Origin of the sequence: Streptomyces sp. NPDC091289, assembly GCF_044757365.1 — a bacterium.
Classification (GTDB): domain Bacteria; phylum Actinomycetota; class Actinomycetes; order Streptomycetales; family Streptomycetaceae; genus Streptomyces.
On record NZ_JBIVUT010000024.1, the window covers coordinates 81,791 to 94,738 of the forward strand.

8 protein-coding genes and 1 pseudogene are annotated in these 12,948 nt (G+C 72.9%); 5 read left to right on the top strand and 4 right to left on the bottom strand.

Annotated elements, in window-relative coordinates; all coding sequences use genetic code 11:
• Positions 1 to 122 precede the first annotated feature (122 nt).
• The 4 genes and pseudogenes from ACIQPT_RS28945 to ACIQPT_RS28960 all read right to left on the bottom strand — a co-directional run bounded on the left by ACIQPT_RS28945 (position 123) and on the right by ACIQPT_RS28960 (position 7,253).
• Positions 123 to 2,243: an ATP-binding protein gene (locus tag ACIQPT_RS28945; RefSeq protein WP_401160042.1), complete on the bottom strand. Its 2,121-nt coding sequence runs from the start codon at positions 2,241 to 2,243 to the stop codon at positions 123 to 125.
• On the bottom strand, positions 2,240 to 2,944 hold the full coding sequence (locus ACIQPT_RS28950) for a DUF4255 domain-containing protein (protein ID WP_401160044.1): 705 nt from the start codon (positions 2,942 to 2,944) through the stop codon (positions 2,240 to 2,242). Before ACIQPT_RS28950 ends, ACIQPT_RS28945 begins: the two co-directional genes overlap by 4 nt.
• Positions 2,941 to 6,155, bottom strand: a pseudogene (locus ACIQPT_RS28955) (hypothetical protein). Before ACIQPT_RS28955 ends, ACIQPT_RS28950 begins: the two are co-directional and overlap by 4 nt.
• Positions 6,156 to 6,491: 336 nt before the next feature.
• Complete coding sequence (locus ACIQPT_RS28960; protein WP_401160046.1) at positions 6,492 to 7,253, bottom strand: response regulator transcription factor; 762 nt, start codon at positions 7,251 to 7,253, stop codon at positions 6,492 to 6,494.
• A 234-nt stretch (positions 7,254 to 7,487) separates the two neighbouring features.
• Here ACIQPT_RS28960 and ACIQPT_RS28965 point away from each other — a divergent pair, with 234 nt between their 5' ends.
• The 5 genes from ACIQPT_RS28965 to ACIQPT_RS28985 all read left to right on the top strand — a co-directional run bounded on the left by ACIQPT_RS28965 (position 7,488) and on the right by ACIQPT_RS28985 (position 12,236).
• Positions 7,488 to 8,789, top strand: coding sequence for a hydrolytic protein (locus ACIQPT_RS28965; protein WP_401160129.1), 1,302 nt, complete (start codon positions 7,488 to 7,490; stop codon positions 8,787 to 8,789).
• 731 nt (positions 8,790 to 9,520) lie between these two features.
• Entirely contained in the window at positions 9,521 to 11,068 is a 1,548-nt protein-coding gene (locus ACIQPT_RS28970) for a phage tail sheath family protein (RefSeq protein ID WP_401160047.1), read from the top strand.
• A gap of 66 nt (positions 11,069 to 11,134) precedes the next feature.
• Complete coding sequence (locus tag ACIQPT_RS28975) at positions 11,135 to 11,575, top strand: phage tail protein (protein ID WP_007457189.1); 441 nt, start codon at positions 11,135 to 11,137, stop codon at positions 11,573 to 11,575.
• On the top strand, positions 11,572 to 12,081 hold the full coding sequence (locus ACIQPT_RS28980; RefSeq protein ID WP_401160049.1) for a hypothetical protein: 510 nt from the start codon (positions 11,572 to 11,574) through the stop codon (positions 12,079 to 12,081). The genes ACIQPT_RS28975 and ACIQPT_RS28980 overlap by 4 nt, the downstream gene beginning before the upstream one ends.
• Positions 12,078 to 12,236, top strand: coding sequence for a DUF6760 family protein (locus tag ACIQPT_RS28985; RefSeq protein WP_003966147.1), 159 nt, complete (start codon positions 12,078 to 12,080; stop codon positions 12,234 to 12,236). Before ACIQPT_RS28980 ends, ACIQPT_RS28985 begins: the two co-directional genes overlap by 4 nt.
• The last annotated feature ends 712 nt before the right edge of the window (positions 12,237 to 12,948 follow it).

A 12,948-nucleotide genomic window follows, 5' to 3' on the forward strand; every position in this document is an offset into this window, starting at 1 on the left:
CCCTCCGTAAAGCGAAGAATCGAACCGTGCCCCGTACGCAGCCCATCGTGGACGTTCCGTCTCCGGCGGACGGAACATTCGATGGATACGCAATCAAGGAGCGCGGCCGTCCTCGGCCCGGCCTACCGCCCCGCGCGCCCCCGCTCCTTCGCCAGCCACGGCCCGAACTCGCTCTCCAGCACCAGCCGTCCGAGCTTGCGGTACTCCTGGAGCACCGCCGTGACGAGCTGGTCCATCGTCAGCGGGGCCCGCGACTCGGCCGCGAGGTAGGCGGCGGTCACCGCGCAGGCCCGGATCGATCCGCCGGCCAGCTCGAAGCGGTTCGCGCAGAACTCCAGGTCCAGCGCGGGATCGCGGGGGATCTCCGGGCCCAGGCAGCGGTCCCACAGGGCCAGGCGCTGTTCGGCGTCGGGCATCGGGAACTCGGCGATCACGTCCAGGCGGCGGGTGAACGCCTCGTCGAGGTTGGCACGGAGGTTGGTGGTGAGCACGGCGATGCCGTCGAAGGACTCCATGCGCTGGAGGAGGTAGGCCGACTCCACGTTGGCGTGCTTGTCGTGCGCGTCCTTGACCTGGGACCGCTTGCCGAAGATCGCGTCGGCCTCGTCGAACAGGAGGATGCCGTTGACGTCGGACGCCTCGACGAAGATCCGCTCCAGGTTCTTCTCGGTCTCCCCGATGTATTTGTCGACCACCGTGGACAGGTCCACGACGTAGAGCTCCATGCCCAGTCCGGCGGCGATCACCTCGGCGGACATGGTCTTGCCGGTGCCGGACTCCCCGGCGAACAGGGCGATGACGCCTCTCCCCCGCCCGCCGCCCGGGCGCATCCGCCACTGCCCGAGCACCGTCTCGCGGTGGCGGGCGCGCAGGGCGAGTTCGGAGAGCTGGGTGCGGGTCGCCGGGGGCAGCACCAGGTCGTCCCAGCCGACCGCGGGCTCGATGCGGCGGGCCAGCCGTTCCAGGCCCGCGCCGTTCTGGGCGCGGACCGCCGTGCGCAGGTCCTCGGGGGTCACCGGCCGGGGCCCGAGGGCGGCGAGCCGGGACGCGACGGTCGCGGCCCTGCGGAGTTGGCCGGAGTCGAGCCGATAGGCGGCGGCCGCCTCGATGAGGGCGTCGTCGGCGGTCGCGTGCGCGGCGGACAGGCCGACGGACCGGCCCGCGTCGGCGAGTGCGCGCCGCCACTGCCGGGCGGCGCCGTCGGGGCCTGGCGGCGGGACGGGGAAGGGCACCGGGCTCTCCGCCGTCCACAGCGGATCCCAGTTCTTCTTCCCGTACGCGATCAGGGGCGTGGAGCCGAGCGCCGCACAGAGCGAGGCGAGCACCCGGGCGCCCTCGGGGCGTTCGGGGGCCAGCGTTTCGAGCGGGCCGAGGATCACACCGGCCCGGCCGAGGCGGGCCTCGGTCGCCAACGCCCGTACGAGCGGGGCGGGTTCGGTGGCGGTGGCGAGCGCCGCGATGTCGACGACCAGGGGGCGGCGGCCGGCGGTGTGCAGCGCCTCGACCGCGAGACCGCGCGGGTCGCCGCCCCGGTCGAGCAGGTGCACCAGGCCGCTGCCCGTGCCGAGGGCGGCCGCGATCCGGGGGACCTCGGGCCGGTCGTCCGGTTCCGGCGGGGGCGCGGCCTCCTGGACGAGCCCGCGCAGCCGGCCGTCGGTCTCGTCGTCGCCGAGGAGATGTGCGGTGACCCGGTCAGGTACGCGCAACAGCCGGGAGAGCAGGGGGCGTTCGGGGTCCGCGATCTCCAGCAGGCCGCCCGCGACGAGCGGGGCGGACGGCGAGAACCGGAAGCGGCCGGAGCCCGCGGCGGGCAGCCCGCAGAGTTCCAGGGCCAGGCCGATGGTGGGCCGGCGGCGGGTGAGGTCGTCGTTGAGGTAGCCGTACAGCCGCTCGAAGCGGGTGTCGATGTCGGGTGCCAGGGCGACCAGGAGGAGTTCGACGTCCGGCGGGGCGAGACCGAAGCGTTCGGCCAGGTCGCCGAGCCGGCCCCCTTCCGTGCGGGGCGGCGCACCGTCCGCGTACGGCGGTACGGGGGTGAAGGCGTCGCGGGTCTCCATGATCCGGATCGCGGCCTCGGGGGTGAGGTACTGCCCCCGGTAGGGGTCGTCGGGGTCCGGGTCGACGGCCCGGCGTGCGGCGACGGCTTCCCGGACGCGTTGCTCGACGCGGCCGAGCCGCTCCCAGAGTTCCTCGACGTCGGTCAGAAGGCCTTGGTCGTGGGTCGGTTGTGGTGCCAGGGTCATCGTGCGGCGTTCCCCCGCTTGCGCCGGCCGGGCGGCAGTTGTCGTTCACGGGGCGCGGCGAAACCGTCCCCGCCCGGGTCGGATGCTCCGTCGTAGCGCAGCCGGCGGCCGGGGCTCTCGACGTCGCCGTCCAGGTTCGGTGCGGTCTTCATCACGAGTCCTTCGGTGACCGGCGGGCCCGCCTCGGTGCGTTCACCGGCCAGCGGTGCGACGACCCGCAGGTCGATGGCGGCCTTCAGCTCGCCGCCGAGCGCGGACCAGACGTCGGATGCGGACGGTCCGCCGGCTCCCGGCCCCGCCGCCTCCAGCTCCACGGTCAGGCCGAGCTCGGCGAGGCTGCCCGTGTGCATCCGGGCGGGCAGCACGTCGGAGCGGACGAGGGTGCGCAACACCTCGGAGAGCAGCCGGTGTTCGTCCTGCGGGCGGTTGGTCCAGGCGGTGACCAGATAGGTCAGCTCGAACCAGCGCGGCGGGGTCCGCCAGCCGGTGACCACGCCCGCCCCGTCGTGCACCTCGGCCGTGCCGGTGCGCCGTCTGCCCGCGTCCTCGCGGATGCCGTGCAGGAAGACGCTGATGGTGGGGGCGTTGCGGCGGGCGGACCAGTCCTTCGTCGGGGCGTCGAAGACCAGGTCGACACCACTTTCCTCCAGACCGGCCTCGGCCAGCAGCAGCCGCAGCCCCTCGTCGACTTCGTGGATCATCGGCGGATCACCTCGTCGGGCGGGGTGATGGTGCCGAGCACCACGAGGAAGTCCGTCTTCACCGGGCTGAACCCGGGGCCCTGCGCGGCCCCGTCTGATCCTTGGCCAGGATGAGGAGCTGGGCGATGAACGTGCCGTCACCGAGCGGCCGGGTGGGGGCCGCGCTCGCGGTGATCCCGGGCTTCCAGCTGAGCGTGACGGGCGCGCCGGGCGGGAAGTCCTTGCCCCGTACGGAGGTGACGAAGCCGGGCTTGCCGACCTTGGGCACCGCGATGATGCGGGGCTGGAGGATGCGCAGCGGGATCCGGGAGACGTTGTCGCGGAGGTTCGCGTCGGTGCCGGTGGTGGTGAGCGACGCGGTGATCGTCGTACGGAGCGCCTTGTCGGGCGAGAGGACGACGCTGATGACGGTGGACGCGCCGGGTGCGAGGTCGGGGAGCGTGCAGGTGCCGCCGGTGCAGCCCGCGGGGGACGGTCCGGCGGGGATGTTCGCGGGCAGTCCGAGCGTCAGCCGGAGTCCGGTGGCGAGCGCGTTCCTGCCGTTGCGCACGGTGTACGTGACGACGACCTTGCCGCCGACGTAGCCGGGGCTGGGCTGGGCCCGCACGGTGACGCCGGGTCCGGCCTCGGGCGCGGGCGGCGGGGGTGCGGGGGCCGGCGGCGCGGGCGGGGCGGTCGTCGGCGGCGGGGCGGGGGCCGTCGGTGTGGGGGTCGGGGTGGGCGTCGGCTCGGTGGGGGTCGGCGTCGGGGTCGGCGTGGTGGGTGTGGGGCTCGGGGTCGGCGGCGGCACGTCCTCGACCGGGACGATCGTGCCGGTGGCGTTGTCCGTGGGGTTGGGGTCGAGGACGGCCCCGGTGACGGACCAGTTGATCCGCTGGTCGCCGGTGGTCACCCCGGTCAGCCGGGCGGTGATGGTCACGTCGGTGCCGGGCGGGACGATGCCGAGGTCGCACTGGGGTGTGCCGGCGGGGCAGGTCCCGGCGTCGGTGGTCAGCTCCTCCAGCCGTATGCCGGGCGGGGCGTCGACGGTGAGCGTGGTGCCGGGCGAGGGCGAGGGGCCCCGGTTGGTGACGGTGATCGTCACCTCGGTGGACGAGCCGACCTCGACCGCGGGCGCGGTGGGCGGTGCGGTCAGCGACAGGTCGACCGACTGCTGGAAGGCGGGCTCCTTCTGCCGTCCGGCGTGCGTGTTGTCGACGGGGGCCAGGTCGCCGGAGGCGATGTCGAGTACGGAGAGCTGCTCCATGGAGTTCGGTGCGAGCTCCCGGCGCGAGGTGAACAGGAGCTTGGTGCCGTCGGGCGACCAGGCCACGTCACGGGGCTGGTGGGGGCCGGTCGCGGTGGTGTCGGGGATGGGCAGGTCGCAGCCGGCGGGGTTGTCCTTCTGGACGGAGGGCAGCACGACCCGGCAGCCGCCGCCGCTCAGGGGCTTGATGAGGACGCCGGCCTGTTCGTTGACCCGGCCGCCGCCGTCCTTGCGGTTGAACGCCACCTTCAGACCGTCCGGGGAGAACGCCGGGCTGTCGTCGATGACGTCGCAGTCGCCGGGGCAGATGGTGGCGCTCAGGTCCCGCTGCCGGCCGAGGTCGGCCACGGGGACGACCCAGATGTGCTTGTTGCCGCCGTTGCCGTTGATGACCTGGTTACGGGTGAAGGCGAGGTTGACGCCGTCGGAGGACCAGGTCGGCTGGGCGTCGCCGCCCGCCTGCTGGCCCTCGGGCGGCCGGACCTCGTCGAGGATCGCGCCGGTGGCGACGTCGGCGATGAGGATCCGGCCCGGTCCCGCCGCCTCCCCGGTGCCGCCGGGCGAGGTGCGGGTGAACGCGAGCTTGGTGCCGTCGGGCGAGAAGGTGGGGTCGGTGTCCCAGTCGTTCGGGCCGCGCCCGGCGAGCGGCAGTACCGCCTCGTTCGTGCCGTCGGCGTCGGCCATCCAGATCCGCTCGATCCGCCCGGCGTCGGAGTCCTCGAAGCGGGTGAGGACGATGCGCCGGCCGTTGGGCGTGTAGTTCTGCCGCTCGGTCCACGGGTCGTACCCGGCGGCCGGGTTGAACAGCGGGTCCTCGGCGGGGTTGTCGTTGGTACGGGCCGCCGGGTCCTCCTTCAGGATGGTGAGGCCCAGGTCGCGGGGGTCGGAGCCGTCCTGGCGGACGTCCTGGAGGGTCACGATCTGTGTGGCGGCCAGCAGCTCGTCCGGCTTCTTGACGGTCTCGGGGTCCGGGGTGATCCGGGAGACGACGACGGTCCCGGCCGGCGGGAACCAGGTGGGCGGCCCCACCTCGCGGTTCTCGTTGACCAGTTGGTCCGGCGGCTCGTCCCCCTCGAACGCGGTCACCCGGTAGACGTGGTCGAAGTCGTCGCAGCCGCAGGTGTGGTAGGGGCTGAGGAAGACGATGTCGTTGCCGTCGGGCAGCCAGGAGGCGGAGCGGGTGCCCCACTCGGCGTGGGCGCCGGCCAGCAGTGGCCGGTCGGTCCCGATGCCCTGGGTGGCGCGGAGTTCGGTGCCGTCGTCGACGTCCGGGTCGGGGTTCGTGGTGAGGGTGTACGCGACGAGGCCCCGGCGGGCGTCGTCGTCGACCGGGTTCCAGGACGGCTCGGTGGCGTCACCGGCCGGGCCGTCGCTGATCCGGGTCCGCGGGCCGCCGTCGACGGCCCGCTCGAATATCTGCCACCCCCGTGCGGCGTCGCCGTCGCAGGCGTACGCGATCCTCGTGCCGTCCGGCGACCAGGTCGGGGACTCCTCGTTGTCGGGGGTGTCGGTGAGCCGGCGCAGGTTCGAGCCGTCGACGCCCACCGACCACAGGTCGCGCTGGACGGTGCCGCCGGGTCCGGGCTCGGCCGCGTCGAAGACCACGGTCCGGCCGTCCGGGGAGAGTTCGGGGTGGGCGGTGTCCTGGTCGGTGGTGAGCCGGAGCACCGCACCGTCCGCGCCGCGTACGTAAACCTGGGGCTTGGCGCTGTCGCGCAGGCTGGTGAAGACCAGGACGTCGCCCCGGGCGGAGGGGTCCTGGTCGTAGTGGGCGGGCCCGTCGCCGAACAGCGGGTCGCTGGTGTCCGCGTCGTTGGCCTGCCCCAGGCTGCGGTGTTCGGTACCGGCGAAGGCGATGCGCCCCGCCTCGAGCGGTTCCGCGTCCGCGACGGCGGCGACGGCCTCGCCCGCCCCGTGCGGGGCGGCGGCCGAGCCGACCAGCAGCAGGGGCGCCAACAGCACCACCGCGCCGGTCAGTCGGCTCAGCCGGGAATGCTTTGCCGGGCCAGCAGTGCCGGTCACGGCCCACCTCACAGTCTGTCGATGACTCTCCACCGGCCAGCTTCGCCCGCGCGCGGGGGCGAAGGACAGGCCGCGAGTACCCGGAGCGGGGGAAGGGACCGCTGCCCTTTGCGGCGGGTGGGCGCCCCGCGCCCGGGGCAGCGGGCCGCCGGAGCGACCGGAGCCGGCCGGCCTCCGGGGCGGGGCGGCCGGCCTCCGGGGCGGGCCCGTGCCGGGTCACGGTGGAGGCCGGCCGGCTGCCCTGGCCGCTTGACGCGCCCGGCGCCGGACGGCCGGCCCTCAGATCAGCCCGTGCCGCATCGCGTATCCCACCGCGTGGGCCCGGTTGCGCAGTTCGAGCCGGGTCGCGACCTCGTGCAGCACGTTCTTGACGGTGCGTTCGGAGTACGAGGTCTTCCGCGCGATCTCCGCGGTGTCGCAGCCCTCCGAGACCAGCCGGATCATCTCCGCCTCGCGCGCGGTGAGGGTGGAGAGCGTGAGCCCGCGGGGGTCGAGGACCGTCCGCTGGAGGGAGCTGACGTGGTCGAGGAGCTTGCCGAGCAGATCGCCCGGCAGCACGCCCTCGCCCTTGGCCATGGCCCGCACCAGGTGGACGAGCCGGTCCTGGTCGGCCTCGCCGCGCCGGAGGACGGCGGCGACCCCGCACTCGATCATGGTCTGGAGGGCGCCCGACTCGAAGAAGCCCACGACCAGCCCGGTGCGGGTGGAGGTGTTGCGCTGGAGGCGGTGCAGGAGCTGGACGGTGGGCTCGTCCACCATGTCCACCACGACCAGGGAGACCTGTGCCCGGTCCGCCTCGGCCTCCGGCAGCAGTTCTATCTCGGGCCGCACGCGCAGTTGGTGGATCATGCCGGTCTGCAGGATCAGGTCCTCCGCGTACACCGCCACGGAGACCCTGCCCCCGGGCGCTCCCCCGGAGCCGGCCGTGCGGCGGTCCGCCGCGTCGGGCCTGCGGTACTGCCCGCGCGTCGCCGTGCCGTTCGCGGTGCCGTTCGCCGTGCCGCTGGTCGTGCTGTTGGTCGTGTCCGTGATCGTCGTCATCGTTCCGTGCCCGTCTTCCTCAGGTACTTCAGCCCGATTTGCCTGCTGGTCCTCATATCGCCCCGGCCGGCCGGGGCAGGGTGCGCGGGCCCGTGGAGGGGGTGCGGGGACACCGCGCCGGTGGGCCCTCGGGGCACCACCCCTGCCCGCTTGTTGCCCTCGCGTCTCTGCTGCCGGGCGGCGTCGGCGGCCTACCGTCGCAGAGTGACCACATCTGCCGAACTCGAAAGCCCCATGGTGACGGTGTCGCCGGGCGGTACCGCGACGACCACCCTGACCGTGCGCAACGACGGCGACATCGTCGAGGCCTACACACTCGACGTGGTCGGCGACTGCGCCGCCTGGACCACCGTCGAGCCGGCGCGTGTGTCGCTGTACCCGGGCACCTCCGAGACGGTGACCCTCACGTTCGCCCCGCCCCGCTCCCACGAGGTCCGGGCGGGCGAAACCCCCCTGGCCGTACGGGTCCTGCCGGCGGAGCGGCCCGAGTCGGTGGTGGTTCCCGAGTCCACGGTGACCGTGGAGCCCTTCCACGAGCTCCGCTCGGAGCTGGAACCGCGCCGCCGCCGGGGCTGGCTGGGCGCCCGCTTCCGTACGGCCGTGCAGAACAAGGGGAACACCCCGGTCGACGTGGCCCTCACGGGCAAGCAGGCGGGCGAGGATCTGCGCCTGGCCTTCACGCCGGACAAGAAGCGTCTGGAGCCGGGCGAGTCGGCGGAGATCCGGCTGAAGGTCCGGGCCCGGAAGCTGATCTGGTTCGGCGAGCCCGTCACCTGGCCGTTCGAGGTCCGGGCGGCCGATGGCGCCGAGGGGGAGGCCGAGGACGAGCGGATCGGCGGACCCGAGCCGCTGCCCGGGGAGTTCGCCCAGATACCGGTGCTGCCCAAGTGGCTGCTGATCGTGCTGGCGGCGCTGCTGGCCCTGCTGCTCGCGTGGTTCGCCCTGGTGCGGCCCGCGGTGCAGAGCACGGCCAAGCAGGCGGGGACGAAGGCCGCGCAGGAGGAGACCGAGCGCGGTAAGGAACAGGGGGCGACCCCGCCCGGCGGTGCGGACAACCCGGCCGGTGGTCAGGGCGAGGGAACCGGTCCGGACGGAACAGGCCCCGGCACGGGCGGTTCGGGCCCGGGCGGCTCCGGCGGAGGCGGCGGGGGCAACGGCGGTGGCGGACTCGGAGGCGGACAGCAGGCCTCGGAGACCATCGACGTGCAGACCCGGGTGGGAGCCACGGAGGAGAGGGCCTACAAGGTTCCGGCCGGGAAGGTGTTCGGCGTCACCGACATCGTGGTGGCGAACTTCCAGGGCGACGAGGGCACCGTGACGATCTCCTTCGGAGAGCGCAAGATCACGACCATCGCGCTGGAAACCTTCCGCAACCAGGACTATCACTGGGTCACCCCCATTCAGGTTCCGGAGAACGCCACCGTCACCGCTTCCGTCACCTGTGCCAAGCCCGGCACTCCGGCCACCGGAACGCAGGCTTCCGGGTGCCATCAGGTTCTGAATGTCAGCGGCGTGCTGAGCGATCTCGCACGATAGAAACAGCGGCGCCGAGCGCTCCGCTTCGCCTGTCGACGAGACAACAGCAGAAACCCGGCCGAGAGGAAACCCGGCGTGCCGGACGATGGCGGATTCGCCCTCCCGGATACACCAGAGGTCTCTGCCGGTTCGGTCGCCCGCGGCAGCGACAGCATCGGAAGAATATCCGCTTCCGGTGGCCGCGGGCACGAACGGGCCTGCTCAGGAGTGGTTCTGACGGTTCGATGGTGAGTGGCGGGTGCCCGTTCGGAGCCTTCCCGTGCCCGCTTCCCCCCTCCGTACCCGGCCGGATCCGCCCACCTTCTCGGCGCATTCTGGCCGAATCGCGTCACCTCGGAGTGTTTCCCCGGTGGCCCCGGACGGCCCCCGGCCTTCCGTGGTTTACCGGGAAAAAGAGATACCAAACACATCGGGTCCCCGGCGCGCCGCCCGCACTTTCGCCCAATCCCCCGGCAGAGGGCGACTGCGGCGACCGCGGCTCTCTGTTCCGTAACGCGTTGTTCTCGTTCTCTTCATGTCACCGGCTCTTCACGTCACCGGCGGAATGCACGTCGACGACCGCGAATACGGAGGCTGTTCCGACCGGACCGCCAAGGGCAGTGTTCCCCGGGGCACGGGGACCGGAAAGGGCACTCTCCTTGCCCCGCGTCCAGGACTCTGGGGCCTACTCCCCGCCCGGGCGGGGAGTAAAGACTGGGCGGTGATCGAGTGACCGTCCAGAAGGAGCGAGCATGCCGTCGTACCTCACCCCCGGTGTTTACGTGGAGGAGGTGCAGTCCGGAGCACGGCCCATCGAAGGTGTCGGCACCGCGGTCGCAGCCTTCGTCGGCTTCGCCGGGACGGGCCCCTTCCACCAGCCGACACTGGTGACCAACTGGGACCAGTACGTCCAGACGTTCGGCACCTTCACCGCCGACACCTATCTCACGCACGCCGTGTACGGCTTCTTCGCCAACGGCGGCGGCGCGGCCTACATCGTGCGCATCGGCGGCCCCGCACAGGGCGCGGAGGGCACGGCACAGGGTGCGGTCGCCCCGGCCCCCGCCGCCGTCGCGCTCGGCGGGTTCCTGGTCGCCGCCAAGCCCGGCACGGGCGACGGCCTCTCCGTGGAGATCGCCGACGCCGAGGGCGAGAACCCTCCGGAGGACCGCTTCCGGCTGCTGGTGCGCCAGGGCGGCAAGGCCGTGGAGACGTACGACGTCTCCACCCGCAAGAACGTCAAGGGCTATCTGGTCACCCAGACCCGCGACTCCAAGCTGATCCAGGTCACCGAGCAGCCCGGCACGGCCCAGAGCCGCCCCGAGAAGCAGACCGTCGCCCTCGCCCCCGCCACCGCGGGCGCCCCCGGGACCGGCTCCGGTGTGGCCCGGATCGACGCCTCCGAGTACGTGGGCGACGCCTCCGCGCGTACCGGGTTCGCCGGTCTCGAAGCGATCGACGAGATCACGATGGTCGCCGTCCCGGACCTGATGAGCGCCTTCCAGCGCGGCGATATCGACGCCGAGGGCGTCAAGACCGTGCAGCTGGCGGTCATCTCGCACTGCGAGCAGATGGGCGACCGGGTCGCCGTGCTCGACACCCCGCCGGGCATGAACGCCCAGCGCGTCCGCACCTGGCGCAACGAGGACGCCGGTTACGACTCGCGTTACGCGACCCTCTACTACCCGTGGGTCAAGGTCTTCGACCCGGCGAGCGGCCGCAACTCCCTGGTCCCGCCGAGCGGTCACGTGGCCGGCGTGTGGGCGCGCAGCGACGGCGAGCGCGGTGTCCACAAGGCCCCCGCCAACGAGGTCATCCGGGGCGCGGTGGACCTGGAGATCCGCCTCAGCAAGGGCGAGCAGGACCTCCTCAACCCGATCGGCGTGAACTGCGTGCGCGCCTTCCCCGGCCGCGGCATCCGCATCTGGGGCGCGCGCACCCTCTCCTCCGACCCGGCCTGGCGCTACCTGAACGTGCGCCGCCTCTTCAACTACCTGGAGGAGTCGATCCTCCTGGGCACCCAGTGGGTGGTGTTCGAGCCGAACGACGACCGCCTCTGGTCGAGCATCCGGCGCAACGTCACCGCGTTCCTCACCGAGGAGTGGCGCCGCGGTGCGCTGTTCGGCCGCACGGCCGAGGAGGCGTTCTACGTCCGGTGCGACCGGAGCAACAACCCGCAGGAGTCGATCGACCTCGGTCAGGTCGTCTGCGAGATCGGGGTGGCGCCGGTGAAGCCCGCGGAGTTCGTGATCTTCCGTCTCTCGCAGTTCTCGGACAGCACCAGCCTCGTCGACGAGTGACCGTGGCCTCGCGGTCCTCCCGCACCCCTTAACTTCCCTTTCGATCAGAACAGGTGACACATAGTCATGGCAGAGGGCGACGCTCTTTCCACCCACGTCTTCGGCGTTCAGCTCGGCGGCTACCTCGTGGAGTCCATCCAGGAGATCAGCGGCATGACCGTCGAGGAAGAAGTCGTCGAGGTCCGTCAGGTGACGGCCGAGGGCAAGCAGATCATCCGCAAGCAGCCGGGCGCCCGCCAGGCGGGCGAGGTGACGATCACCCGCGGGCTCGACAAGAGCAGCGAGTTCACCACCTGGATCAAGGAGACCCTCAACAACGGGGCCGTCGACACCGCGCGGCAGAACCTCACGATCGAGATCAAGGACTCGACCGGTGAGACCGTCCGCCGCATCCAGCTGATGCAGGGCTGGGCCTCCAAGTGGGAGGGCCCCTCCCTCAAGGCCGGCGAGTCCAGTGCCGCCACCGAGACGGTGACCATCACCTTCGAGGAGATCGTGGTCGAATGAGGCGCCGGACCGTTACGCCGGGCGCGGGCCTCGAAGAGGTCCTCGACACCCTCGCCGCCGCGCCCGCAGCACCCGGTGCACGCGAGGAGGCCGCGGCTCCCGCGCCCGCCCCCGCCCGTCCCCGGGAACGGGACACACTGCAGACGGAGTTCGCCTTCGAGCTGCCGCGCGGGTACGTGGACGACGAGGGCCGGCTGCACCGGAGCGGCACCATGCGGCTCGCGACGGCCCGCGACGAGCTGCGCCCGCAGATCGACCTGCGGGTGAAGGAGAACCCGGCGTATCTGTCCGTGGTGCTGCTGAGCCAGGTGATCACCCAGCTCGGCACGGTCACCGACGTGCACGCCGGGATCGTCGAGCGGATGTACGCGACCGACGTGGCGTTCCTCCAGGACTTCTACCGGCGGATCAACAGCGAGGGCCACACGCATGCCGCGGTGACCTGCCCGCTGTGCCACGGGTCGTTCGAGGTGGACCTCTCGGGTGGGCGCCTGGGGGAATCGTGACGTACGCGCTTCCCCGGCTGCGGGAGGAGATCGCGTACGTCGCCTACCACTTCCATTGGCAGCGTGAGGACATTCTCGACCTCACCCACGGCGAACGTCAGCAGTGGGTGCGGGAGATAGCGCGGATCAACACCCGCGTCAACGAAGGCGGGTGATCGCGTGGGGCTCGGGGACTGGTTCCGCCGGACGGACCGGCAGCCGTCCGGTGCGTCCGGTGCATCCGGTGCGTCCGCTCGGGAGAGCGGAAGCGCCGGGGACGCGGGGGCTCCTTCCGTACCCGCCGCGCCCGCAGTGCCCGCTCCTGTCCCTGCCTCCGGCGGGGGCGATGGCTGGGACGGCGGCTGGCGGCGGGTGGCCCCGCCGTCGGTGACCGTCGCCCGGTCCTCGATCGGCGTGAGCGACGGACTGCGGTTCCGGTCCCGGCTGGCCTCCTGGCAGAACCCGGCCCTCGGCGGCGAACTCGGCCACTCCGTCCTGCCGTCGGCCCCGGTCGGCCTCATCCACGGAGTCGCCCGCCCGGGCGGCGCGCGGGCCGCGTCCCCCGGCGGGCCGCTGCTGCTGCGCGCCGTCCGGCCCCCGGGCTCCGACGAGCCCGCCGAGCCAGCGGCGGACCTGCCGCCCGCCACGGTGAACCGGGCGGCGGGCAAGGGCGGCAGGACGAACGGCGGTACGGGCGCTGCGGGGTCGGGGACTGCGGGGTCGGGGAAGCCGGGTCCTGGATCGCCGCCTCCGGTCCAGCGGGCGGGCGCGGCGCGTGGGCCGGCCACGTCCACCGTGAGCCGGTCGCCGTCCGACGCGTCGGGAGCGTCGGGAGCGTCGGCGCAGCGCGGTCCGTCGGGGGCTTCCGTGCCATCGAAGTCTTCGGGC

Excerpts from the sequence above, each read along its gene's own strand:
- ACIQPT_RS28975 (WP_007457189.1), top strand. The coding sequence starts at position 11,135 with ATGGCAGAGGGCGACGCTCTTTCCACCCACGTCTTCGGCGTTCAGCTC.
- ACIQPT_RS28965 (WP_401160129.1), top strand. The coding sequence starts at position 7,488 with ATGGTGACGGTGTCGCCGGGCGGTACCGCGACGACCACCCTGACCGTG.
- ACIQPT_RS28960 (WP_401160046.1), bottom strand. The coding sequence starts at position 7,253 with ATGACGACGATCACGGACACGACCAACAGCACGACCAGCGGCACGGCG.
- ACIQPT_RS28950 (WP_401160044.1), bottom strand. The coding sequence starts at position 2,944 with ATGATCCACGAAGTCGACGAGGGGCTGCGGCTGCTGCTGGCCGAGGCC.
- ACIQPT_RS28980 (WP_401160049.1), top strand. The coding sequence starts at position 11,572 with ATGAGGCGCCGGACCGTTACGCCGGGCGCGGGCCTCGAAGAGGTCCTC.
- ACIQPT_RS28970 (WP_401160047.1), top strand. The coding sequence starts at position 9,521 with ATGCCGTCGTACCTCACCCCCGGTGTTTACGTGGAGGAGGTGCAGTCC.
- ACIQPT_RS28945 (WP_401160042.1), bottom strand. The coding sequence starts at position 2,243 with ATGACCCTGGCACCACAACCGACCCACGACCAAGGCCTTCTGACCGAC.